We start from the raw sequence: 23,591 nt of genomic DNA on the forward strand, positions 1-23,591 counted from the left end.
CGGCCCGGACCTGTCCGGTCTACTGCCCGACCGTCGCCCTCGCCGTGTCCACTGTCAGCCCGGTCGCGGCCCGGTAGCGGACCGGGATCGGGTCGGTGATCTCCCCGACGAACGTGTCGTCGACGTGGTCGAGGAAGCCGATGAGGGACCAGTCGTCGGCGGGTCCGTGGACCAGCCGGGGCGCGTACAGGTGCGGGTGGGTGAACGGCTGGGCGGACGCGATGTCCCACGGTCCGAGGGTGCTCTCGCCGGTCGCCACCCAGATCCGGTGGTCGTCGCGCCGGGCGCTGCCGGTGGCGTCGGTGGAGAACAGCAGCAGCGGTTGCCCGTCGAGGACCGCGACCTGGGGCACCTCGAGGTGACCGAAACCGGCGGGGGTCGACAGGGGTGGTCGCACCGTCCAGGTCAGCAGGTCGGTGGAGGTGGCGTGGCCGACGACGCCACGGGTGTTCGCCGGCCCGGTGTTGGCACGGGCGGTGATGAGCATGTGCCAGCCCTGGCCGTGCGGGTCGGGGAACACCCACGGGTCACGCCAGGCCTGCTCGTACCACAGGTCCGTGTCCAGCAGCTCGTACCAGGTGGGGTCGGCCTGGACGATCGGTTCGTTGCCGTGCCGGTGCCAGGTCATCAGGTCGTCGGAGACGGCCAGCCCGATGCGTTGGACGAGCCCGTCCTCGGCGCGACCGACACCGGTGTAGAACAGGTACCACAGTCCGTCCGGCCCGCGCACTGTGCAGCCCGTCCAGGTCGCCAGGTCGTCCCAGCCGGGCGGGTCGGCGGGGACCAGGGCGTCGGCGACCAGCCGCCACGAGCGCAGGTCCGTCGAGACGGCGTGGCCGATCGTGGCCCGGCGGTGGCGGCGGTGCGGGTCGTGCAGGGCACGTGACGCGCGCAGGAAGAACACGTGCCAGAGGCCGTTGTCGTCCCGCGCGTACCAGCTGTCCCACACCCAGTGGTCGGGTAGACGAAGCATGGTCGGAAACCTAGCACTAAACCGTTTTAGCGTCGGCCCAGGCTGCCGCGGCGGTGCGGCCGTGGGCCCGTTGGTCAGCCGGCCGGGGGTGCGAGGGACCGGCGTCGGCGCAGCGGCATCGCCACCAGCGCGGGCTCGGCGACGCCGCCGTCCAGGAGCAGTTCGACAGCACGCCGCCCCATCTGCTCGTGCGGCAGGGCCGTGGTGGCCAGACTGGGCCGCAACCAGGCGGCGATCGGGTCGTCGTCGAACGAGATGACCGAGATGTCCTCCGGGACGGTCAGCCCCGCCTCGCCGAGCGCCTGGTAGGCGCCGAAGGCCAACCGGTCGTTCATGCAGATGACCGCGCTGGGGCGCTTCGGCCTGCTCAACAGGCCGCGCATGGCGGCGTACCCGTGCTCGGGTAACCACTCCGTGCAGAAGCACTCGGCCAGCAGGCTGACGTCCGCCTCGTCCAGGGTCTGCCGGATGCCGTGCAGCCGGGCGCTGGCGGCGAGCGAGACCTCCGGGTCGTCCTCCTTGAGCCGGTTGCGGCCGATGAGCGCGATCGCGTCGCGGTGGCCGAGCTCCAGCAGGGCGGCGGCGACGGAGCGGCCGGCCCCCTCGTCGTCGGGGACCACGCTGGGCAGACCGTCGGGGCTGGTGGCGTTGAGCAGCACCACCGGTCCGCCGAGGATGGCCGCGGGCACCGAAAGCCGTCGGGTCGCCATCGCCGCGTAGATCACCCCGTCAACCTGTCGGTCCAGGACGGCCTCGATGGCGTACTGCTCGAAGGTGGCGTCGCCCTGCGTCTCGGTGATGAGCAGGACGTGGTCGCGTTCGCGGGCCGCGTCGAGAGCGCCACGGATGAGGTCACCGGCGAACCGGGTGGTGGCCACGATGTCGGAGACGAACGCGATGGTGGCCGTCTTGCGGGTGCGGAGGCTGCGCGCGGCGAGGTTGGGCCGGTAGCCCAGCTCCTCGGCGGCGGCGAACACCCGCTGGTGCGCCTCGGCCGAGAGTCGGGTGCCCTCCCTGCCGTTGAGCACCATCGACGCGGCGGTCTTGGACAGCCCGGCTCTGCGCGCGACGTCGGCGAGTGTTGCTCTGTTGCGGCCCATCAGTCCTCCGAATCAGGCGCGGTGCCGCAGGCACCGCTCCCGCCCATCATGATGCGTCGCCGCCCAGGATCCAGCGCCGGTCGTGTCGGTGCGGTGTGAACCCGACGTTTCCGCACCGTTGCCAAGTTGTCCTTGACAGCTTCCCGTGCCACGCGCATGCTCTGCTAAATCAGTTTAGCGACCACTTCTGGTGCATCCAGAGGCGCCTTCGGTGGCCGTGCCGGCTTCTTTTCCGCTGACGGTACGGGTGCTGCGCCCGGGCGGCAGGTCACGGCGTACGTGTCGTGGCCCCACCCGGTCGCGCTGGTCCCGGTGGAGCCGTCGCGCGGCCGTGGGTCGCGGGACGCGTGGAGATGTCAAGGAGTCATGAAATGGCAGAATTGCTGACAAAGTTTCCGCGACGGAGAACGGTGCTCCTCGCGTCGCTGCTGGCGGTCGGGATGACCGCGACGGCCTGCAGCGCCCCGGGCGAGGACCGGTCGTCGACCCAGAAGTCCGATGCCGCCGTCACGACGGAGCTGGGGACCGACCCGATCACCCTGGAGATGTACGCCGAGACCGGCTTCCCGCTGGCCAAGGCGTTGGCCGAGGAGTTCTCCAAGCAGCACTCGAACGTCAAGTTCAACATCCGTGAGGACCAGTTCACGGTGATCGTGGAGAACGCGCCCCGGGTGATGGCCTCGGACAACTCGCCCGACATCATCCGGCTCCCCACCATGGTCGACCTGGTCAAGGACGACCTGCTCAAGAACCTCGACCCGTACTTCACCGCGTACGGCTGGGACAAGTTCCCCGCCTCGCAGCTCGTGCAGCTGCGCGTCGGTGAGAACACCCGGGGCACCGGCTCGCTGTTCGGGATGGGGCTCGGCTACAGCGTCACCGGCGTGTTCTACAACAAGAAGCTGGCCAGCCAGATCGGCATGACCCAGCCGCCGGCCACCGTGGCCGAGTTCGAGCAGTTGCTGGCCAAGGCGAAGGCCGGCGGGGTCCAGCCGATCATGCAGTTCAACAAGAACACCGCCGGCATCAACTTCCCGCACCAGGCGCTGCAGAACCAGTTCGGTGACCCGGCCCAGGTCGCCGACTGGATCTTCCAGAAGCCGGGGGCCACGTTCGACACCCCGGCCGCCCTGAAGGCCACCCAGACCATCCAGAAATGGGCGCAGGCCGGCTACTTCCCGAAGGACGCCAACGCCATCGACTACGCCGGCATGGTGGGGGAGTTCCAGAAGGGCAACGGCCTGTTCATGTTCAACGGTGACTGGGAGTCGGCGAACCTCGACAAGTCGATGCCCGGCAACGTCGGCTTCTTCCTGTTCCCCACCGAGTCCCCCGGTGGAAAGCACGTGGCGATGTCCGCCCCGAACACCTTCGGCGTCTCCGCCAAGGCGAAGAACCCGGACGCCGCCGCGTACTTCCTGAACTGGGTGCACACCAACGCCAAGGCCCGGGAGATCTCGGTGACTGTCGGCGGCTCGAGCCCCGGCGGCCCGAGCGACCTGCCGGTGCCGGCCGCCGCCCCGAACACCGTGCTCGCCGAGACCCTCAAGGCGTCGCAGCAGCTCGGCGCGGAGAACGGCGCGGTCGACTTCACCGCGAACGCGACCGGCGGCATCTTCGCCGCCGCGATCACCCCGGAGATGCAGAAGCTGATCGCCGGCCAGCAGACGCCCGAGGGGTACGTGAAGGCGGTCCAGGCCGAGTACCAGAAGGAACTGTCCCGATGACGTCTGCCCTCGGCAGCGCACCAACCGGGCGCGACGCTCGTCGCGCCCGTCCGACCCCCACGCGGGCCCACCGTTCTCGGTGGGCCCGCGCGGCCGGGACCGGCTGGTTGTACGTCCTGCCCGCCCTGGTGATGTACGCGGTGTTCGTCCTGCGCCCGCTCGTCCTGACGCTGCAGTACTCGCTCTACGACTGGAACGGGATCGGGGTGGCCCGCTGGGTGGGCCTGGACAACTACCTCACCGTCTTCACCGACAGCGACCTGCTGAAGATCATCGGTAACGCGATCGTCCTGATCGTCTTCTTCAGCTTCATCCCGGTCGCGCTCGGGCTGTTGGTGGCGAGCATGGTCCGCCGGATCACCACCGGCCCGTTCGGCACCGTCGTCCGGACCATCCTGTTCCTGCCGCAGGTCATCCCCCTGGTGGCGGCGGGCATCGCGTGGAGCTGGCTGCTTTCCTCGAACGGTCTGGTCAACCAGGTGCTGCGGGCGGTCGGGCTGGGTGGCGTCGCCCGCGCCTGGCTCGGCGACTTCGACACGGCGCTGCCCGCCGTCGGCGTCATCGGGGCCTGGGTCCTGCTCGGCCTCTGCACGATCCTGCTGGTGACCGGCATGAGCAAGATTGATCCGGCGCTGTACGAGGCCGCCCGCCTGGACGGCGCCGGTCCGTTCCGCGAGTTCTTCGCCGTGACCCTGCCCAGCCTGCGCCAGGAGATCGGCGTCTGCCTCACCGTGACCATCATCGCGGCCTTGGCGAGCTTCGACATCGTCTACATCTCCACCAGCGGCGGGCCCGGCCTCCAGACCACGGTGCCGGGTCTGGAGATCTACCGGCTGGCCTTCTCGCAACGGCAGGTGGGCCTCGCCTCGGCGCTCGCTGTCGTGCTGATGCTGCTGGTGCTGGCGTGTGTGCTGCCGATCCAGCGGCTCAGCCGAGGGGAGAAGTCGTGAACCTGACCCGACGCGAACAGCTGACCGGGCGTGTCTTCCTGATCGCCCTGATCGTCGTGACCCTGCTGCCGTTCGTGAGCATGTTGTCGGCGGCGTTGCAGCCGCGTGGCACCGTGCCCAGCGGGCTCGACTGGCCGTCCGACCCGCAGTGGGGGAACTTCGCCGACGCCTTCACCGCCGCGAACATGGGCGCCCTGCTCCGGTCCAGCCTGCTCATCGTGGCCGGTGTCGTGCCGGTGTCGGTGCTCATCGCGACCATGGCCGGCTTCGGCCTCGGTCAGTTGCGGGTGCCCGGTGGCCGGCTCGTCTTCGGCCTCTTCCTGCTGGGTCTGACCCTGCCGTTCGAGGCCGTGGTGACGCCGCTCTACTACCAGATGCAGGATCTCGGCCTGCTCAACACGCGCTGGGCCATCATCCTGCCGCTGATCGGCCTGTACATGCCGTTCGCGGTGTTCTGGATGCGGGCGCACTTCACCAACGTGCCGGTCGAGTTGACCGAGGCGGCCCGGGTGGACGGCAGCAGCACGTGGCAGTTGTTCTGGCGGGTCCAGGTGCCGCTGGCCCGGCCGGCGATCGCCTCGCTGACCATCCTGATGTTCCTCTGGACGTGGAACCAGTTCCTGCTCGCCATCGTCCTGGTCGACGACGCCACCAAACGCACCATGGCCGGGGCGCTGGGCGCGTTCCAGGGCCAGTGGGGCACCGACCTGGTGCTGCTGTGTGCCGGGTCGCTGCTGATCCTCACCCCGACCCTCATCGTCTTCCTGATCTTCCAGCGACAGTTCATCAAGGCCCTGATCCAGGGGTCAGTGAAGGGGTAGGCAGTGGTCACACAGCCACAGATCCACGGCGACGTCGCCGACCGCTACGGGCGCGTCGCGGACGTCTTCCGGGACAACTTCACAGCGCGGGGCGAGGTCGGCGCCGCGGTCACCGTCTACGTGCGGGGCCGCAAGGTCGTCGACCTGTACGGCGGGGTCGCCGACACCCGGACCGGCCGGCAGTGGGACAGGGACACACCCGTCGTCGTCTTCTCCTGCACCAAGGGAATGCTGGCGATCTGCGCGTACCTGCTGGTCCAACAGGGCCGGCTCGACCTCGACGCGCCGGTGACGCGCTACTGGCCGGGGTTCGGACAGCACGGCAAGGCGCACATCCCGGTGCGCTGGCTGCTCACGCACCAGGCCGGTCTGCCCGCGTTGGACCGACCCCTGACCCTCGACGAGGTCCTGGCGTGGGACCCGGTGATCAAGGCGATCGAGGCGCAGGCCCCGTTGTGGGAGCCGGGCACGGCACACGGCTACCACCCGATGACCTACGGCTGGCTGGTCGGAGAGGTGATCCACCGCATCACCGGCCAACTACCCGGCGCGTTCTTCGCCGACACGCTCGCGGGCCCGCTCGGCCTGCGCACCTGGCTCGGGCTTCCGGCCGCCGAGAGTGACACCGTCGCCTGGGGCCTGGCGCCGCCGCCGGACCCGGACCCGTTCGAGGACCCGGTCGCCGAACGCGGCATCACCATGGGGGGCGCTTTCGCCTTCCCCGCCGACGCCGACGGCCTGGTGAGCTTCAACGACGACGCCATCCGGGCCGCCGGTGTTCCGGGCGCGGGCGCGGTGAGCACCGCGGACGGCCTCGCCCGCCTCTACGCCGCCTGCGTCTCCGATCTGCCGGGTCAGGCCGGACCGCTGCTCACGTCCGCGTCGGTGCACGACGCTGTCGTCGTCCGTTCGCGCGGCCAACAGCGACACGGTCCGCCGGACACCGGGCAGCGATGGGGCACCGGCTTCCTGCTGCACTCGCCGCCGGCCCGGCCCCTGCTCGGTGAGCGCAGCTTCGGCCACGACGGCGCGGGCGGGAACCTGGCCTTCGCCGACGCCGAGCACCAGGTGGGATTCGGCTACGTGGTCAACCAGATGCGGGGGATGGGCGACGAGCGGGCGAACCGGCTAACCGCCGCCCTCCGCACCTGCCTCGAGACCTGACCCGGGCCGCCCCACCCCACCCCGGCCCGCCACCGGGGTGGGGTTTCGGCGTGGCCAACCGTCCACTGTGGAACGGGGGGATGTTACGGGGATACTTCGGGCACGTTTCATCGATAGTCTTGACAGGTGTTGTTAGCGATAACACCATGGCCTTCACGCCGCTCTCGCGTTTGGAGCTCGTCTTGGTCGTGTCGATCCGCTCGGGTGTCCTGAACTCCTCCCGCATCACTCCTGTGAACAGCCTGAACGCCCTCGCACGCCGCACCGGGCGCGCGCTGAGCCGGCTGGTGTCCACAGTGCTGCCACGTCGGCTGCGCCCACTGTGCGCGTTCGCATCGGCGGCCACCCTGGTCGCCGCGAGCCTGATGGTCACCCCGGCCGCCGCGCACGACGCCGACGGCTGGTCGCCCCGGTCGTCGTACACCTCGACCGACACCGGCGCCGGCACCTACTCGGTGCCGCTGCTCAACGCCGACGTGCCGGACATCAGCGTCGAACGCGTACCGGCCGCCGAGAACGACGAGGGCCGCGACCTCTACTACATGATCAGCACGACCATGCACCTGAGCCCGGGCGCGCCGATCATGAAGTCGTACGACCTGGTCAACTGGGAGATCGTCAACTACGTCTTCGACCGGGCGAGCATCGGCGACTCCTTCTCGCTGCGCAACGGTCAGAACTCGTACGGCCAGGGCCAGTGGGCGTCGTCGCTGCGCTACCACGACGGCACGTTCTACGCCGTCTTCAACACCAACAACCTCAGCGGGGCGTACCTCTACCGCACCGACGACATCGAGAACGGCCCGTGGCAGCGCACCGCCCTCGGTCGTGGCCTGCACGACCCGTCGCTCTTCTTCGACGTCGACGGCACGCCGTACATCTTCTATGGCTCCGGCGGCACCAGCGCCGTCCGCCTCAACGCCGGCCTGACCGCCATCGCGCAGGACTACCCGAACATCTTCACCGCCAACAACTACGCCGGGCAGCCGTTCATCGGCGGTCTGTTCGAGGGCGCGCAGGTCTACCACATCGACGGCTGGTACTACGCCGTCATCATCACCTGGCCGTCCGGGCAGGGACGCCAGGTCGTCATGTTCCGGTCGAAGGACCTGCTCGGGCGCTACACCTCGGCCGGTGGAGTCAACACCTACGAGGCGCGCGGCGTGCTCAACTCCAACGGCTTCGCCCAGGGCAGCCTGGTGCCGATCAGCCGCGCGGACGGCCGCACCGACTGGCACGGCATGTTCTTCCGGGACACCTTCCCGATCGGTCGGATCCCGGCGCTCATCCCCGCCACCTGGCAGGACGGGTGGCCGACCTTCGGCGCAGGCGGGGTCGTGCCGGTCAACGGCCTGTTCGACAAGCCGATCCGGCTCAGCCCGGCGGAGGAGACGTTCGAGCGGCAGAAGAGCATCGTCGCCCCGGACGACTTCGCCAACGACGCGCCGCACCGGGCGTACCAGGACGAGCAGTGGACGGTCCCGGCGCCGCTCGACCCGGCGGAGATCGCCCCCAACGGGTCGCGGCTCGACCTGGCGTGGGAGTGGAACCACGCCCCGGACAACCGGTACTGGTCGCTCACCGACCGCGACGGTTGGCTGCGGTTGACGGCCGGCACCGTCGTCACCGGCCAGTACGTCTACACGAAGCTGTCCAACCGGGCCGAGCTGGCGTGGTTCGAGGAGGCGCGCAACACGCTCTCCCAGCGGACGTTCGGGCCACGGCAGTCGGTCCAGACCCGGATGGACATCAGCGGGATGAAGAACGGCGACGTCGCGGGCCTGGCGGCCTACAACCGCGGATTCTCGTACGTGGCGGTGAAGCGCGTCGACGGCGTCAACACCCTCGGTGTGGTGAACCGGTCGCAGCCGTTCGCTGTCGACCTCGACCAGTCGACGCTGGAGAACTTCGTGGCGGGCACGACGGTGCCGCTGGGCGACGCCACCGACGTGCACGTGAAGGCCGACCTCGACTTCGCCTCGCCGGTGGGCCAACTGTGGACGACGTTCTACTACAGCCTGGACGGGGTCCAGTGGACCCGGCTGGGCAACCGCGTCGGCCCGCAGGCTCTCGACGGCAGCCTCGCGCACTTCATGGGCCACCGGGTGGGTCTGTTCACCTACGCGACCCAGGAGGCTGGTGGCCACGTCGACTTCGACAACTACCTGCTCAGCGACGTGCTGACCGCGCAGGCCCGACCGTTGGACACCACCGCCCTCGACGCGGCCATCGCCCACGCGCGGACGCTCGACGCGCGCCACTACCCGGCCGACGCCTGGGCCACGACGCAGGCCGCGCTCGCCGCGGCGAGCGCGGCGCGGGCCGGTCACCTCGGCACCCAGAACGAGATCGACGCGCCGGAGCGGGCGCTGAGCTACCAACTGGCCCGACTCGCGGTGCTGGCCGCGCTGCCCGCCACGGCCACCGCCGAGGTGCGCTGCCTGGGCGGGAAGACGTACGTGGCGGTGCAGGCGCGCAACGACTCGACCGAACCGGTCGAGATCACCGTGCAGACCCCGTACGGGAACCGGTCGTTCGCGGCCGTCGCGCCGGGAGCGAACGTTTACCAGTCGTTCAACACGCGTACGGCGTCCGTGCCGGCCGGCTCGGCGACGGTCCGGGTCAGCGGCACTGTCGCCGGTCAGGACGTGAGCACCGTCCACTCCACGCCGCACCCCGCCAACGCCTGCGGCGGCTGACCCCACCACGAGCCCTCGGCTCGTCGACCGTCACCACCGGCGACCGGCCGGACGGTGCGGAACAGCGGACCTGTCCCGCGCCGCCGGCCACGGCCCGCCGGTGGTGACGGTCGACCCCTGATGTCCGGACCACCCACCGATCCCCCGTACACCGATGACCGCACGTCAGAGATGAAGGAGGATGTCTCGTGGAACAACGACTGCGACGGGCGACCCGAGGACGGGTAGCTGCGCTCGCGACACTGGGCCTGATGCTGGCCACGGGGTTCGTCGCCGGCGCGGCGCCGGTCCAGGCCGCCGACACGAACCTCGTCGTCAACGGCGGGTTCGAGGACGGCCTGGCCAACTGGTTCGTCAACAACGGAAACGCCGCCGACGGCGCCCAGTTGTCCGTCACCTCGGACGCCTTCTCCGGCGCGACCGCCGCGCACGTCACCAACCGGGCGACCACCGGATCCGGCCCGATGCAGGACCTCAGCGGCAAGGTGCAGGCCGGTCAGGCGTACACCCTGACGGCCCGCATCAAGTACGCGAACGAGAGCGGACCGGCCACGAAGCAGTTCTTCGCCACCATGCACTACGGCGGCGGCACCTACACCAACCTGGTCAGCGTGACGGCGACGAAGGGTCAGTGGGCGCAGTTCAGCGGAACGTTCACGATCCCGGCGACGCAGAGTGTGTCGACGGCACGCCTGTTCTTCGAGACCCCGTGGACGAGCACCCCGTCCACGGACCCGGCCCTGCACCTCATGGACTTCACGCTCGACGACGTGTCGGTGGTCGGCGCCGCGCCGCCTGCCCCGGCGTCGAAGACCATCGAGGTCGTCGGCAAGCTGCCCGGGGAGCACAACCCGTTGATCGGGCACAAGTTCGGCGCCGACGGCTTCGGTCTCGTGCACGACGGTCGGGTCTACATGTACATGACCAACGACACCCAGGGGTACGCCCCGAACCCGACCACCGGTGTCTCGCCGGGGATCAACTACGGCGACATCAACCAGATCACGGTGATCTCCTCCGAGGACCTCGTGAACTGGACCGACCACGGTGAGATCCAGGTCGCCGGCCCGAACGGGGTGGCCCCGTTCACCGCCAACTCGTGGGCTCCGGGCATCACCAAGAAGGTGGTGAACGGGGTGGAGAAGTTCTTCCTCTACTACGCCAACGGCGGTGGTTCCAGCAATGTGATCACGGGTGCGTCGCCGCTCGGCCCGTGGACCAGCGAGCGCACCAGCACGCTGATCGACGGCCGTACCCCCGGTGCCGAGGCCGTCGCGTGGAAGTTCGACCCGGCGCCGTTCGTCGACGACGACGGCCAGCCGTACCTCTACTTCGGTGGTGGCCCCGCGTCGACGAGCATGCCGCCGGCCGAGCGCTTCAACAACCCGAAGAACATTCGGTCGATCGAGCTCGGCGACGACATGGTGTCGACCGAGGGGACGGCCGCGGTGGTGGACGCCCCGGTCGCCTTCGAGGCCGGGCACGTCTTCAAGCGCCAGGGAAAGTACTACTTCTCGTACTCCTCGCACTTCGGCGGGAACGACTTCGGTGGCAGCCAGCAGCCCCTTCCCGGTTACCCCGGCGGTGGGCAGATCGGCTACATGATCTCCGACGGCCCGATGTCGTGGCCGAAGGAGGCGTACGCCGGTGTGCTCTTCCCGAACCAGTCGCAGTTCTTCGGTGCCGGCACCGGCGGCAACAACCACCAGTCGGTGTTCGAGTTCGGTGGCAGGTACTACTTCACCTACCACGCCCCGACGCTGAACAAGCGCATCAACGGCAACACCACCCAGGGGTACCGCAGCCCGCACATCCAGGAGTTGACCTTCAACCCGGACGGCACGATCCAGCAGGTCGTCGGCACGTACGCCGGTGTGGACCAGGTCCGGGACTTCGACCCGTACCGCGTCTTCGAGGCCGAGACCTTCGGCTGGAGCAAGGGCGTCGCGACCACGAAGGTCGACGGCGGCTCCGCCCAGTTCGGCGGTGCGGCACCGAACCTGGTGGTCCGCGACATCGACAACGGGGACTGGACGGCGCTGTCCTCGGTGAACTTCGGGGACAGCGGCGCGCGCAGCCTGACGGCGCGGATGCGTGCGCTCGCCGCCGGCGGGCAGGTCCAGGTCCGGCTGGACGACGTCAACGGTCCCGTCGTCGGCACTGTCGCCGTGGACACGCCGGTCGGACAGTGGGCCGAGGTGAGCGCCGAACTCACCGGTGTCAGCGGCGTGCACGACGTCTACTTCACCTACACCGGCCCGGCCGGCGCGGACCTCTTCGAGATCGACACCTGGGCGTTCCAGTCGGCCACCGTCGACCTGCCCGTGACGGTCACCGCGTCCACGCGGTGCGTCGGTGGCACGGCGTACGTGGCGGTGCAGGCGCGCAACGACCATGACGCGCCGGTGGGCGTGAGCATGGAGACGCCGTACGGCACGCGGTCCTTCGCGGCGGTCGCGCCCGGCGCGAACGCCTACCAGTCCTTCACCACCCGGGCCGGGTCGGTGCCCGCGGGTTCGGCGACGGTCCGGGTGACCGGGGCGATCGGCGGACAGGACGTGACGACCGTCCGCACCGTGCAACACCCCGCCGGCACCTGCGGCGGATAACCCCTCATGCAGAGAACGGAGCTCACATGAACACAGACAAACGGCGGCAGTTGCTGGCGGCCTGCTCGGTCGGCGCCGTGCTGACCGGGGCGGCGGTGCTGCCGTCGCCCGCGCTGGCCGAGCCCGGTGACGACGCGAGCGTGCGGGTCACCGTCGACATCGACGAGATCAGGGAACCGGGCGTGCTCGCCCTGTCGATCGCCGGCGACGCCGTCGCGCTCTCCGAGGACGGCTCGACCCTGCTGGTACGCCAGTTCGTCGGCACTCTGCCGACGGTGACGGTCACCGACACCCGAGTCGCCGACGAGGTGCCCGACGGCGCCAGCTGGGCGGTGCTCGGCAGCGCGACCGACTTCGCGGGCGTCGCCGGTCAGGCGCCGATCACCGCCGACCACTTCGGTTGGAAGCCGCGCCTGCTCGACGGCGGCGAGACCGGCCTGGTCACCGAGGGCGAGGAGGTGGTGACCAGCCTGGACGAGCCGACCCAGCCGGGCAACAATGTCGGCCTTGTCGACCAGGAGCTGTTGGTCTCGGCCTTCGACTCCGCTGCCGTCGCCAGCGACTCGTACTCGGTCAACGCCGACCTGTACCTGCGGACGCCCGCCGAGGTCGCGGCCGGCGAGTACAGCTCCACCCTCACACTCTCACTGTTCGAGTAGTGGCCTGGGCGGGGGCCCGGACCGGGTCCCCGCCCAGCCCCGTGCCGAAGGGCCACCTGAATGACCGTCACCCCGCTGCGCCGGGCGCTCGCCGTCCTCACCGTCGTGTTCCTCGCGGTTGCGGCCACGCCGGTCGCGGCGGCGGCGGAGCCGGACCCCAAGGCCCTGACCTGGACGGTCCAGCCGGCCACCGCGAGTGGCCCGGACCAACGCCGATGGATCACCGCCAGCCTCGACCCGGGGCAGGCAGTGACCGAGCACCTGGCGGTCCGCAACTTCAGCCGCACCGCCGTCACGTTCGCCCTGAAGGCCGCCGACGGGTACCTCACCGACAAGGGCCGCTTCAACATGCTGTCGTCCGACCGGCCCTCGGTCGACGGCGGCACCTGGATCGACGTGCAGGACAAGGTCACCGTCGGCCCGAACGAGACGCGGGTCGTGCCGTTCACCATCACCGTGCCCAGGAGCGCCCCACCGGGCGACCACCCGGCCGGCATCGCCGCGACCGTCAGCAGCGCCGGAGGCACTGTCACCGTCGAGAGTCGGGTCGGGTTCCGGGTCATGCTGCGGGTCAACGGCTCCGCGCGGGCGGCCCTTGCCGTCCGGGACCTCGACGCGACGTACTCCCCGTCGTGGAATCCCTTCGCCGGTGGCACGGTGCGGGTCCGCTACACCGTCGAGAACGACGGCAACGTCTGGGTCAGCGGCACCAGTCGGGTGGCGATGTCCGACCTGCTCGGCCGCAGCAGCCACGACGCCACCAGCGCCGTCGAGGAGCTGCTGCCCGGCGGCAGCCGGACGGTGCGGACCCGGGCCGACGGCGTGTGGGCCCTGGGCCGCCTCCGCACGACCGTCACCACGTCGCCGACGCTGCTGGGCGACGGCCAGGCCGGAGCCGACCTCCGTCCGGCCTCCGCCACCGTCACCACCTGGGTCGTACCGTGGGCACTGCTCGCACTGCTCGCTCTGCTCGCCGGCCTGCTCCTGGGGCTGCGGGCCGCGGCCCGGCACCGGCGGCGTCGACTGGCCGGCCTGCTGGCCCGCGCCCGGCAGGAGGGCCGGCAGGAGGCTCAGGAGTCCGTGCTCGTCGGGGGCGCGGCAACCGCTGGCGAGCCCGACCCGGGCGACGCCCACCGGTGACCCGTCGACGCGAACAGATCGCGCCGTCGGGTCGAGGCGTGGCGTCGCCCGACCCGCGACCCTACGGCTTGGCCTGGTCGAGCAGCCAGCGCAGGATGCCGGCGTCCTCGTAGGTCGGCCCGAACGCCGCGTGGTAGTCCGGCACCGAGAACGCGGCGTCGGCGTACTCGGTGTAGCGCACCAGGTCGGCGGCCTGCTCGGGCGTCTTGCCCCGGGCGGCGTACGCCTGCCGCAGCACCGCCGTGGAGTTGCGCGCGCCGGAGACGTTGAGCAGGTGGTCGTGCTCGCCGTGGGTGATCCACACCGGCACCTCGGCCGCCGCGATGGCGCTCGCCTGGGTGGCGTTGACCGGGAAACCACCGGTCACCAACCCGCCGGCGAACAGGTCCGGACGCTTGGCGAACGCCTCCCAGAGCAGCTGCGAGCCGTACGACACGGTGGTCGCGTACACCCGACGGGTGTCCACCGCGAACTGGTCGACGAACTGGTCGAGCAGTTTGACCAGCAGGTCCGCCTCGGCGGCTCCACCGACCCGCTGGTGCTGCGGCGCCAGGACGATGACGTCCTCGGAGGTGCCGGTCCACTGCGGTTGGAGCCACGCGGTCGCCGGGATGTCGGCGGCGAGCTGGACACCGAGGTTGTCGCCGTCCCAGCCCATTCCGTGACCGGGCAGGACGACCATCAGCGGGTACGTGCGGCCCGGCTGGTAGTTCTTCGGCAGGTGGTAGTGGTACGGCAGCACCATCCCACCGCTGAGGAACGAGCCGTAGGTGAACTCGTCGACCAGGTGGTTGACCGGCTTCGCGGTGACCGGTCGGGACTCGCGCGGGGTGGCGCGGGCGAGCACCGGCCCCTTACCGGCCCCTCGGCCGGGCTGGCCGTGCACGTCCTCGCGTTGCACGACCCGGGTGGGCAGCTCGGGGTTGACCTTCACGGTGCAGAGGAACGTCGGGCACTTGGAGACGATGACCGTCGAGCCGCCGGTGTCCGCGGGGTCGAGTTCGACGATGACGTACCTGCCCGGCGTCGACCGGTGGTCGTCGCGGGTGTCCGGTGCCGAGTTGGTGTAGGTGCGGGTGACGGTCCGCTCGGCGAGCTTCGGCAGGTCCTCGATGGGGTTGAAGCGGAAGTTGTAGATGGTGTCGGTCACCGCGAACGTGTCGGTGTCGAGGGTGCGGGGGTTGACAGTGGCCCCGTACTCGATCGCCACCGCGGAGACCTTCTGGCCGTACGTGTAGACGGTGGTGATCGGGGTGATGCTGCGGATTCCGTCCGGGGCGCCGGGGCTACCGGTCGCGCTGCCGTACGCCGTGCCGGAGGCGGTGGCCAGGACGACGGCGGTGGCGAGCGGGATCAGTCCTTTTCGCAGTCTCATGCGGGTCCTTTCTCGGGGGTGGTGCGCTCAGTCGACGAGCCTGCCCGGGACCGGGAGGGGACGGGTCGGAGCGAGCCGGTCGCTAAACTGATTTAGCAGAGCATCGGTGGCCGGTCCGGCGCTGTCAATACCGCGCGTGCGCCAACCTGCGGACCGGGCTCGGCGAGCGCCCCGCCCGCTCGCCCGAGCGTCCGGGAGCACTGCAACAAACCTGCAAGCGTCAGCTATTGCCTTCAGGGAAACCGCTTTCCTACGATTGCGTTACATCGATGTTTCGATTAACGGTCGGGCGAGTGGCGTCACCAGGAGCGCCGCGCTCACCCGACACATCAGTGCTTCCACCAGGGCACGAAAGATCTCGATGACATTCTCGCGATTGACTGCCGCCAATTCCTGAACGACGTCCGTCGGCAGGTGTGATCGCGGTGTCCGTCGAGTCGAAACCTGGTACGAGACGAATGCGAAGGTGAGGCGACATGAGACGACGAGTCGTGTTGCGACGTCGGGCGGTGCTGGCCACCGCGGCCGTGCTGGTAGCGGTCGGGGTGACAGTGCCGACCCCGCAGGCCTCGGCGGCGGTCGGCAACGCCACCGGCTACGCCACCCAGAACGGCGGAACCACCGGCGGCGCGGGCGGGCAGACGGTGCGGGCCACCACCGGGACGGCGATCCACGCGGCGCTGTGCGGTCGGCCCAGCAGCAGCACCCCGATCACCATTGAGGTCAGCGGGACCATCAACCACGGCAACACCAGCAAGGTGTCGGGGTCGAGCTGCAACACCGCGGCGGGCGTGATCGAGCTCAAGCAGATCAGCAACGTCACCATCATCGGGGTCGGCAGCGCCGTCTTCGACCAGCTCGGCATCCACATCCGGGACTCCAGCAACATCATCATCCAGAACGTGACAGTGCGGAACGTCAAGAAGTCGGGTTCGCCCACCTCGAACGGTGGGGACGCGATCGGCATGGAGAGCACGGTCCGCAACGTCTGGGTCGACCACGTCACCCTGGAAGCCTCGGGTGGGGAGTCCGAAGGGTACGACGGCCTCTTCGACATGAAGGACAACACCCAGTACGTGACGCTGTCCTACAGCATCCTGCGCAACTCTGGTCGCGGCGGCCTCGTCGGGTCCAGTGAGAGCGACCTGTCGAACGGCTACATCACGTACCACCACAACCTCTACGAGAACATCGACTCCCGGACGCCTCTGCTGCGCGGCGGTGTGGCCCACATCTACAACAACCACTACGTGAGCCTGCACGAGTCCGGCATCAACTCGCGGGCCGGCGCCAGGGCCAAGGTGGAGAACAACTACTTCCGCGACTCCAAGGACGTCCTGGGCACCTTCTACACCAACGAGCGCGGCTACTGGCAGGTCGGCGGCAACATCTTCGACAACGTGACCTGGTCCAGCGCGGGCAGCGAGAACTACCCGGCCGGCCCCAACCCGACCTCCACCACCACGGTCAGCATCCCGTACCCGTACAGCCTCGACGGCGCGAGCTGCGTACCGGAGATCGTCCGTCAGACGGTCGGCGCCAACACGGGCCTGAAGGTGTCGAACGGCAGTTGCTCGCCGCAGACCCCGCCGCCCACCACCCCGCCGCCGACCACGCCGCCACCCACCACGCCACCGCCGACCACGCCACCGCCGACCACGCCGCCGCCCTCCGGTGGGACCAACCTCAGCCTCGGCGCCGGCGCCGACGGCTCCAGCAAGGCCAGCGGGACCAGCTACGGCAACGTCCGCGACGGCGATCTGAGCACCTACTGGTCGCCGGCCGGGTCGACCGGCACGATCTCGATCAAGTGGGGTTCGGCGACCCGGGTGTCCCGAGTGGTGATCCGCGAACCGTCCGGCACCCAGGGCTCCATCGGGTCCTGGCAGCTGATCAACAACGACAACGGAGCCGTCCTGGCCGCCGGCAGCGGGGCCGGAGCGATCACCTTCTCCGCGACCTCGTTGAGCAAGATCAACTTCAAGATCAACAGCTCCGACGGTACGCCACGAGTCGGTGAGTTCGAGACGTACGCCAGCTAGGGCCGATGCGGTTCTCAGCGGTATACCTCAGGGGTATGAACATGCCCCCTGAGGTATACCGCTGTTCGGCAGTTCCGCACGGCTGGTCAGCCGGCGCGGCCGTCACGAATCAGTCGACGGCAGGGTGTCCATGAAGGAGCTGACCGAGAAGACCGCTCGCCCCGGCCCGGCCGGACCGTACCCGGGCGGGCTGGAAAGACCGTGCGCCTCCATCGTCGCCCGGTAGACCTCCAGCAGGCGGACGTGGTATTCGAGCGGCGCGCCCTGCGGGTTCGTCCGGCCGAGCGGGGTGGTGGGCTCCGGGCACCAGGTGGTGAACCGGGGCGTGATCCCCCGGGACATGAAGTAGTCGAGCCCCTCAGCGGTGGAGGCGATCGCCTCGTCGACGCTGGTGAAGCCGTGCGGGGCGGCCATCTCGACGCCCGCCACGAAGTTCGGGATCACGTTGCGCGGGCCGAACACCTCGGCGGAGTCGAGGATGCGCCGGTGCCACTCCTCCCGACCGACGTAGCGCTCCTTGCCCGGGCAGTACAACTCGAACAACCGCTTGTCCCACACCTCGTAGTTGGGGTGGTAAATGCGGATCCCGTAGTCGTGGAACCGCTGCACATCGGCTCGGGGCAGCGCCTGGGCCACCACCTTGCCGATCCAGCGGCCCGGGAAACGCTCCTCGATCGCCTGCGCGTACCGGCCGTAGAAGTCGGCCTCGGTGAGCCCGTTGACCTGCGAGGTGATGCTGCCGCCGGTCAGCGTGTACGCCTGCGACGCGCGGTCGGTGTCGTGCCGGTTGATGATCTCCAAGGCCTCAAGGACCTCGTCCACGGGCTTGACCCCGGTGTAGGGGCGGCCGGCCTGCTTGTGCTGCCGCCAGTTGTGGTTGATGTCGCAGTACTGGCACTCCTCCTTGGCGCCGAAGTACTGACAGACCCGGAACGCGGTGAGGTAGATGAGATAGCCCCACTGGATCGTCGGGGCGACCTCCATCACCGACTTGCCGTTGGCGAGGGTGTGGCGGTAGTACGCCGGCATCGGGGGCAGCCCGACGTCGGCGATCGGCCGCCCGTCCAGGAACAGGCGCAGTCGACCGTCGCCGTCGGTGCCGACCCGGTACGGCGAACTGGGGTTGGTGCGGACCGAGACGACGGTCCGGCGTAGCTCGTACGGACCCCCGGTGAGCACGATCTCCTCCGGCGGTCGGCGCAGCGCGGCCGTCCCCAGCTCCGGCAGCGTCCGGTGGTCGAAGGAGAAGATGAAGTACGACTTCGGCTTGACGTCGCCGTGTTCGTTGTCGGTCAGTGCCGCGTCGTCGAAGGCGAGCCCGCCCCGCAGCAGGTCCTCCTTGAGGACCGCCTCCCGCGGCACGTGTGGGAAACGGCTCATCAACTCTTCGACGAGGTCGGTGCGCGACGTCATGCGGTTCCTCCCGAACGTGGTACCCCGAACCGGGTGGCCTGCGCCACCCGGTACCGGCTGCTCAGCTCTGCTTGGTCTCCCAGAAGATCTTCGAGATCTCCTCGATCTTCCCGAGGAGCTGCTCGGCGACCGCCGGGTCCGCAGCGCCCTTCGCGCCGCCGGCACCCGCCAGCTTCGTCGCCTCGTTGAACAGGCCGTGCAGCTGGGGGTACTTCTCGAAGTGCGGCGCCTTGAAGTAGTCGGTCCAGAGGACCCAGAGGTGGTGCTTGACCAGCTCGGCTCGCTGCTCCTTGATGAGCAGGGAGTGGGTGCGAAACTCCGGGTCGTCGCTGGCCTGGTACTTCTCGGAGATCGCCTTGATCGACTCGGCCTCGATGCGGGCCTGGGCCGGGTCGTAGACGCCGCACGGCAGGTCGCAGTGGGCGCTCGCGACGGTACGCGGGCGGAGCGGGCGGGGCAGGTGCATCAGATTCCCTCCGACGGTGGCGCTCGGCTGACGGACGTCCGGACGCGACGGCCCGGACGTGATCATCTAGGGACGCTAGAACCTCAACCCCACTTCATGTCAAGTGTCATGCTGGTCCGGGGCGCTGCCTCCGGACGAGTGTCAGCAGGGCGGCGTGTGTCCGCTCGTCAGCGGCCACCACGAGACCGTTCCCACCGGTGTGCAGCGGTTCGCCGTCGAGCCCGGTGACCACGCAACCGGCCGCCTGGCAGAGCGCGATTCCGGCCGCGAAGTGCACGCTGCGGCTCAGGTCGTGGCGGTCCGTCAGGTAGGCGGCGCGGCGACCGGCGGCGACCCACGCAACGGCCAGGCTGGTGGAGACCACCCGGGGGTGGAACTGCTCGATGAAGTCCTCGTCGGCGAGCATCCGGGCGGCCAGGAAGACGTCCCGGCTGGGGAACGGCGGGTCGAGGTTGACGTCGACCAGCCTCGACTCGGCCGACGGCACGAGCCGCTCGTCGGTGCCCGCGAGGCGGACGTACGCGGCACCGCCGTCGGTCCAGAACACCTCACCGCTGAACGGGTCCGCCGACGCGGCCACGGCGCAGCCCGTCCCGGTGAGCAGCGCGACGTTGACCGACACGAGCGTGGTGCGGGCGGCGTAGTTCGCCGTGCCGCAGAGCGGATCGACAAGCCAGGTGCGGCCGTTGTCGCCGGTGCCCGTGCGCCCGCTCTCCTCGCCCACCACGAGGTCGTCGGGGCGCGCCCCGCGCAGGACGCCGAGGATGGCCTCCTCCGCCTCGATGTCGACGGTGGTGGCGAAGTCGTTTCCGATCTTCATGAAGCGGGTCAGCGGCGACCCGAATCGCGCGCGGACGACTGCCGCGCCGGCCTCCGCCGCCGCGATGGCCACGGCCTGGTCGGTGATCGACACGTGTCACTCCGGCAGTTCGGTGATCGCGAACCGACTGACCACCCCGATCATGATCATCGGGGCGTCGCCGTCGCACTGGTTGACCGAGACCGCGACCCACCGGCCCTCGGCCGCCGTCGGCCCCCACACGGTGAGGTCGCCGTAGCAGTCCATGTCGCTCAGGGACTGGAACAGCGCCGGCATCGGTGCGCCGGCCTGCTTGCGGAACAGCGGTACGTGCATGGACACCCTGCGGTGCGGGCCCCAACGGCGGTCAAGTTCACCGACGACAAGGGTCAGGTTCGCCGTGGCGACCTCCTCGGCCTCGTTCCACTCGGCGCCGTACACACCGACGAGGTCGTCGCTCTCCCAGAGCGGAATGATCTGGAAGCCCGCCCCCCGGGTGCCGGTCCACTCACCGGTGGCCGGGTCGCCCTCGCTGACCGGCTCGCCGTCCGTGGGCAGCTCGACGGCGAGCAACGACTCGACGTGGGAGACCGCCCGAGCGGTGTCGAACGCCTCACCCGCTCGGGCCGTCACCGGGCTGCTCGTGTCGCCGCTGACGGTCCGCGCCACATCGTCCGCACTGTGTCTCCCTCGGTCGCCGGCCCCGATCATCGCTCACCTCTGGCCGCTCGGCCACTGCGGTCGCCCCGATCCAGGCGGTTAGCGGGACGATCAGGAAACCGCTGCCCGCACCAGCTCGGTGATCTTCTTCTCCACGGTGGGGCTCCACTTCTGCAGCGCGTACGACGCCGGCCACATGTCGCCGTCGTCGAGGTTGGCGGTGTCCTGGAAGCCCAGCGTCGAGTACCGGTAGTTGAACTTCCCGGAGTCCTGGAAGAAGACCACGATCTTGCCGTCCGCGTTCGCGTAGGCGGGCATCCCGTACCAGGTCTTGGGCGTCAGGTCCGGGGCGGCGGCGGTCACCGTCACGTGGACGCGCTCGGCGAGCGCCCGATCCTCCGGCTCCATCTGCGCGATCCGGTCGAGGACCGCCTGGAGCCCGTCGGCCTTCTTGGCACCCTTCTTGCCCTCGGCGCGCAGCTCGGCGGCGCGCTCCTTCATCGCGGCGCGCTCCTCGGCGGTGAAGCCGTCGGACTCGGTGGTGGTCTTCGTGGACATGGGCGGTCTCCCTCTCGTCGTCCGGCTCGGCGTGCCGCCGGCCGTTCTGGGAAAAGGCTAGGCCGGACGTCGGCCCCGGGGCTTCTCGATTCCTGATCGGTACGGAGCACCGCCGGATGCCCGAATCGTCACGTTTGCTGGTCTAACGGATTGCTGGCTAGGTTGACGGACTCGTCAGGACTAGTTCCATGGGGGAGACCAGGCATGAGCACCACCGCCGACCGGTTGGCGACGGCGTACTCCGACGCCATCGAGACACTCTGCCGGGTGACACCGAAGGGCTGGTACGCCGAACGCGGCACCGCTCGCGCGGGGGTCACCCACACCGGCGTCGCGTCGCTCAACGGGGTCTTCGACCTGACCACGGACCCGGACCTCGGCTCGCTCGACGAGTTGGCAACCGAGGTCCGCGCGCAGGTCCCGCACTGGTCGATCATCGTCCGAGGTGAGCCCAGCGCCGGGATCGCCGAGCTCGCGGCCCGGCACGGGCTCACCGAACGCGGCGCCCTCCCGCTGCTGGCCTGCGCCACCGACGACATCGTGTTCCGGACCGGCTCGACCCAGCAGACCCTGGTACGCCCTGTCGGCGCCGCCGAGAGCGACACGTACACCGCTGCTTTCGCCGAGAGCTTCGAGGCGCCCGTCGGTGTCTTCGGCTCGCTGATGGGCGGCGCGGTGCTCGACACCGACGGCGTGACCGGCTATCTGGCCGAGGAGTCCGGCCGTCCCGTCGGCACCGCCCTCGGCATGAGGGCCGCCGGCGTGGTCGGTGTGTTCAACATCGGCGTCGTACCGTCCGCCCGGGGTCGTGGCCTCGGCCGGGCGCTCACCGAAGCGGTGCTGCGCGACGGCATCGCGGCCGGCGCGGACATCGCCTACCTGCACAGCAGCCCGATGGGCCGGCCGCTCTACGAGTCGATGGGCTTCGCGCTCGTGCAGAACTGGACCATGTTGACGGCGCGACCGAGCGAAGCGTGACGGGGGAGAAGGCCATGAGCTTCAGTGAGAACGTGCGTTCGGCCTTCCGGCGGGGCGAGACCGACGCCGTGGTGCGGATGAGCGAGGCCGAGATCGAGCGGGCGCGGGCGGCCGGCGACCCGGCGGGTGAGGTGGAGGCCCGCTACAGCCTCGCCCGGGTCGCCATCCGCGGCGGCGACCTGGCGGGCGGGGAGGCCCGGGCGCGGGAGGCCCTGGCGGTGGCGCTGCGCTCCGGCGACCGCGCCCTCGAGGAACGGCCGAGGCACGTGCTGGCCGGCGTCGCGCGGATGTCCGGCGACCTGGTTCGGGCGCGGGAGCTGTACCGGGAGAGCATCGCGCTCAACGAGACGCTCGGCCAACCCAAGACCGTCAACTCCGAGTATCACAACCTGGCGTTCTGCGAGCTGGGGCTGGGCAACCTCGACGTGGCGCGGACGCTGTTCGCCGAGAACCGCGAGCGGGTGTTCGACAACGGCTGGGCCGACTTCGTGCCGTACGTCTGCGTCGCGGGCGCCGCGCTCGCGACCGCCGAGGGAGATCACCTGCGGGCGGCGCGGATGATCGGCGTCGCGGATGCCGCGTTCGCGGCGCTCGGCCAGGTGCCGGACCCGGACGACGCGGCGGACCTCGCCCGGATGCGCGCCGCCGCGGTCGAAGCGCTCGGCCCGGCCGCCTTCGACGAGGAGTACGCCGTCGGCCAGCTCCTCGAACCGAGGGCGGCCTTCGCCGCGTAGCCGCGCTAGGCGGCCCCGGGTGAGGTCGAGGCTCGGGCGGCGGTGACGACCCGTCCCCGCTCCGACTCCGGGAAGCGGTCGAGCATCGCGCGGACCTCGTCGGCGCTCACGTTGGCGCCGAACAACTCGCTGCCCGGTTCGAGTCGTACCCCCTCGGCCAGCGGGCCGGCGACGACCGGATCGAAGCCGAGCGCGTCCACCAGTGTCGACACCTCGGCGACGTCGGCGCTGTCGTCGCCGGCGATCGCGATGGCCTTGCGCCCGGCCACCCCGGCCGGTCGGGCCTCGTCCTCCAGGTCGTGATAACCCATATGGTTGAACGCCTTCACCACCCGGGAGCCGGACAGGAACGCCTGGACGATCTCGCTCGACGAGGTACGCGGGTCGGTGAGGTCGTCGCGGATGCCGTCGATCTCCCACCAGTAGTTCATGGCGTCGACGACGAGCTTGCCACGCAACGCCTCGGCGGGGATGCTGCGGTGCTTGCCCAGGGGTAGGGCGAGGACGACGATGTCGGCGTCGGTCGCCGCGTCCAGCGCGGTGGTGGCCTCGGCCCCCGGGGCGAGCACCTCGACGGTGAGGGCGATCTTCGCCGGGTCGCCGGAGCCGGCTACCCGTACCCGGTAGCCGGCGGCGACGGCGAGCCGGGCGAGCACGGTGCCCACCTTGCCGGCACCGAGGATGCCGAGGGTGGCAGGCCGGCTTCGGTCGTTGTCGGTCATGT

At 70.1% G+C, this 23,591-nt stretch carries 20 protein-coding genes; 11 read left to right on the forward strand and 9 right to left on the reverse strand.

Annotated elements, in window-relative coordinates:
• Positions 1 to 19: 19 nt before the first annotated feature.
• Positions 20 to 1,051 carry a family 43 glycosylhydrolase gene (locus ACX27O_RS26230; protein ID WP_282102205.1) on the reverse strand — a complete coding sequence of 344 codons (1,032 nt, stop codon included), beginning with the start codon at positions 1,049 to 1,051 and terminating at the stop codon, positions 20 to 22.
• Positions 1,048 to 2,073, reverse strand: coding sequence for a LacI family DNA-binding transcriptional regulator (locus ACX27O_RS26235; RefSeq protein WP_210865640.1), 1,026 nt, complete (start codon positions 2,071 to 2,073; stop codon positions 1,048 to 1,050). The genes ACX27O_RS26230 and ACX27O_RS26235 overlap by 4 nt, the downstream gene beginning before the upstream one ends.
• A 371-nt stretch (positions 2,074 to 2,444) precedes the next feature.
• Between ACX27O_RS26235 and ACX27O_RS26240 the strand changes: the two genes are divergently transcribed.
• The 8 genes from ACX27O_RS26240 to ACX27O_RS26275 all read left to right on the forward strand — a co-directional run bounded on the left by ACX27O_RS26240 (position 2,445) and on the right by ACX27O_RS26275 (position 13,842).
• On the forward strand, positions 2,445 to 3,800 hold the full coding sequence (locus ACX27O_RS26240; protein ID WP_210865639.1) for an ABC transporter substrate-binding protein: 1,356 nt from the start codon (positions 2,445 to 2,447) through the stop codon (positions 3,798 to 3,800).
• Entirely contained in the window at positions 3,797 to 4,750 is a 954-nt protein-coding gene (locus ACX27O_RS26245) for a carbohydrate ABC transporter permease (RefSeq protein WP_357633041.1), read from the forward strand. The genes ACX27O_RS26240 and ACX27O_RS26245 overlap by 4 nt, the downstream gene beginning before the upstream one ends.
• Positions 4,747 to 5,571, forward strand: coding sequence for a carbohydrate ABC transporter permease (locus ACX27O_RS26250; RefSeq protein WP_030333883.1), 825 nt, complete (start codon positions 4,747 to 4,749; stop codon positions 5,569 to 5,571). Before ACX27O_RS26245 ends, ACX27O_RS26250 begins: the two co-directional genes overlap by 4 nt.
• A 3-nt stretch (positions 5,572 to 5,574) precedes the next feature.
• Entirely contained in the window at positions 5,575 to 6,735 is a 1,161-nt protein-coding gene (locus ACX27O_RS26255) for a serine hydrolase domain-containing protein (RefSeq protein WP_036411814.1), read from the forward strand.
• Positions 6,736 to 6,968: 233 nt separating this feature from the next.
• Positions 6,969 to 9,434, forward strand: a complete 2,466-nt coding sequence (locus ACX27O_RS26260) for a glycoside hydrolase family 43 protein (protein WP_309140871.1) — start codon at positions 6,969 to 6,971, stop codon at positions 9,432 to 9,434.
• A gap of 188 nt (positions 9,435 to 9,622) precedes the next feature.
• Entirely contained in the window at positions 9,623 to 12,043 is a 2,421-nt protein-coding gene (locus ACX27O_RS26265; protein ID WP_458940241.1) for a family 43 glycosylhydrolase, read from the forward strand.
• A 26-nt stretch (positions 12,044 to 12,069) separates the two neighbouring features.
• Positions 12,070 to 12,702 (forward strand): hypothetical protein, encoded by a 633-nt coding sequence (locus tag ACX27O_RS26270; RefSeq protein ID WP_210862222.1) that lies wholly within the window; start codon positions 12,070 to 12,072, stop codon positions 12,700 to 12,702.
• A gap of 60 nt (positions 12,703 to 12,762) precedes the next feature.
• Positions 12,763 to 13,842, forward strand: a complete 1,080-nt coding sequence (locus ACX27O_RS26275) for a hypothetical protein (protein ID WP_458940242.1) — start codon at positions 12,763 to 12,765, stop codon at positions 13,840 to 13,842.
• A gap of 61 nt (positions 13,843 to 13,903) precedes the next feature.
• On the opposite strand, the gene ACX27O_RS26280 is transcribed toward ACX27O_RS26275, so the two are convergent.
• Positions 13,904 to 15,217 carry a hypothetical protein gene (locus ACX27O_RS26280; RefSeq protein ID WP_210865635.1) on the reverse strand — a complete coding sequence of 438 codons (1,314 nt, stop codon included), beginning with the start codon at positions 15,215 to 15,217 and terminating at the stop codon, positions 13,904 to 13,906.
• A 476-nt stretch (positions 15,218 to 15,693) separates the two neighbouring features.
• Between ACX27O_RS26280 and ACX27O_RS26285 the strand changes: the two genes are divergently transcribed.
• Positions 15,694 to 17,259 carry a pectate lyase family protein gene (locus ACX27O_RS26285; protein ID WP_458940243.1) on the forward strand — a complete coding sequence of 522 codons (1,566 nt, stop codon included), beginning with the start codon at positions 15,694 to 15,696 and terminating at the stop codon, positions 17,257 to 17,259.
• Positions 17,260 to 17,361: 102 nt separating this feature from the next.
• On the opposite strand, the gene ACX27O_RS26290 is transcribed toward ACX27O_RS26285, so the two are convergent.
• From ACX27O_RS26290 to ACX27O_RS26310, 5 genes are all read right to left on the reverse strand, one after another.
• The gene (locus ACX27O_RS26290) at positions 17,362 to 18,672 is read right to left on the reverse strand and encodes a radical SAM protein (protein ID WP_210858695.1); all 1,311 of its coding nucleotides are present in this window, start codon (positions 18,670 to 18,672) and stop codon (positions 17,362 to 17,364) included.
• A gap of 61 nt (positions 18,673 to 18,733) precedes the next feature.
• The gene (gene sodN / locus ACX27O_RS26295; protein WP_458940259.1) at positions 18,734 to 19,138 is read right to left on the reverse strand and encodes a superoxide dismutase, Ni; all 405 of its coding nucleotides are present in this window, start codon (positions 19,136 to 19,138) and stop codon (positions 18,734 to 18,736) included.
• Positions 19,139 to 19,244: 106 nt separating this feature from the next.
• Positions 19,245 to 20,051 carry an inositol monophosphatase family protein gene (locus ACX27O_RS26300; protein WP_210858694.1) on the reverse strand — a complete coding sequence of 269 codons (807 nt, stop codon included), beginning with the start codon at positions 20,049 to 20,051 and terminating at the stop codon, positions 19,245 to 19,247.
• Positions 20,052 to 20,054: 3 nt separating this feature from the next.
• On the reverse strand, positions 20,055 to 20,570 hold the full coding sequence (locus ACX27O_RS26305; RefSeq protein ID WP_210858693.1) for a hypothetical protein: 516 nt from the start codon (positions 20,568 to 20,570) through the stop codon (positions 20,055 to 20,057).
• Between the two features lie 138 nt (positions 20,571 to 20,708).
• On the reverse strand, positions 20,709 to 21,155 hold the full coding sequence (locus ACX27O_RS26310) for an iron chaperone (RefSeq protein ID WP_210858692.1): 447 nt from the start codon (positions 21,153 to 21,155) through the stop codon (positions 20,709 to 20,711).
• A 204-nt stretch (positions 21,156 to 21,359) separates the two neighbouring features.
• Between ACX27O_RS26310 and ACX27O_RS26315 the strand changes: the two genes are divergently transcribed.
• Together ACX27O_RS26315 and ACX27O_RS26320 are read left to right on the forward strand one after the other, a co-directional pair.
• Positions 21,360 to 22,133: a GNAT family N-acetyltransferase gene (locus tag ACX27O_RS26315; protein ID WP_210858691.1), complete on the forward strand. Its 774-nt coding sequence runs from the start codon at positions 21,360 to 21,362 to the stop codon at positions 22,131 to 22,133.
• A gap of 14 nt (positions 22,134 to 22,147) precedes the next feature.
• Positions 22,148 to 22,867 carry a hypothetical protein gene (locus tag ACX27O_RS26320; protein ID WP_030333910.1) on the forward strand — a complete coding sequence of 240 codons (720 nt, stop codon included), beginning with the start codon at positions 22,148 to 22,150 and terminating at the stop codon, positions 22,865 to 22,867.
• Between the two features lie 5 nt (positions 22,868 to 22,872).
• Here the strand turns inward: ACX27O_RS26320 and ACX27O_RS26325 are convergent, their stop codons facing one another.
• Positions 22,873 to 23,589, reverse strand: coding sequence for an NADPH-dependent F420 reductase (locus ACX27O_RS26325; protein ID WP_210858690.1), 717 nt, complete (start codon positions 23,587 to 23,589; stop codon positions 22,873 to 22,875).
• Positions 23,590 to 23,591 lie beyond the last annotated feature (2 nt).

The sequence above is a fragment of the Micromonospora sp. SD19 genome (assembly GCF_054462275.1).

Coding starts and splice junctions, on each gene's coding strand:
- ACX27O_RS26320 (WP_030333910.1), top strand. CDS start 22,148: ATGAGCTTCAGTGAGAACGTGCGTTCGGCCTTCCGGCGGGGCGAGACC.
- ACX27O_RS26235 (WP_210865640.1), bottom strand. CDS start 2,073: ATGGGCCGCAACAGAGCAACACTCGCCGACGTCGCGCGCAGAGCCGGG.
- ACX27O_RS26290 (WP_210858695.1), bottom strand. CDS start 18,672: ATGACGTCGCGCACCGACCTCGTCGAAGAGTTGATGAGCCGTTTCCCA.
- ACX27O_RS26270 (WP_210862222.1), top strand. CDS start 12,070: ATGAACACAGACAAACGGCGGCAGTTGCTGGCGGCCTGCTCGGTCGGC.
- ACX27O_RS26310 (WP_210858692.1), bottom strand. CDS start 21,155: ATGTCCACGAAGACCACCACCGAGTCCGACGGCTTCACCGCCGAGGAG.
- ACX27O_RS26315 (WP_210858691.1), top strand. CDS start 21,360: ATGAGCACCACCGCCGACCGGTTGGCGACGGCGTACTCCGACGCCATC.
- ACX27O_RS26285 (WP_458940243.1), top strand. CDS start 15,694: ATGAGACGACGAGTCGTGTTGCGACGTCGGGCGGTGCTGGCCACCGCG.
- ACX27O_RS26245 (WP_357633041.1), top strand. CDS start 3,797: ATGACGTCTGCCCTCGGCAGCGCACCAACCGGGCGCGACGCTCGTCGC.
- ACX27O_RS26275 (WP_458940242.1), top strand. CDS start 12,763: ATGACCGTCACCCCGCTGCGCCGGGCGCTCGCCGTCCTCACCGTCGTG.
- ACX27O_RS26280 (WP_210865635.1), bottom strand. CDS start 15,217: ATGAGACTGCGAAAAGGACTGATCCCGCTCGCCACCGCCGTCGTCCTG.
- ACX27O_RS26325 (WP_210858690.1), bottom strand. CDS start 23,589: ATGACCGACAACGACCGAAGCCGGCCTGCCACCCTCGGCATCCTCGGT.
- ACX27O_RS26240 (WP_210865639.1), top strand. CDS start 2,445: ATGGCAGAATTGCTGACAAAGTTTCCGCGACGGAGAACGGTGCTCCTC.
- sodN (WP_458940259.1), bottom strand. CDS start 19,138: ATGCACCTGCCCCGCCCGCTCCGCCCGCGTACCGTCGCGAGCGCCCAC.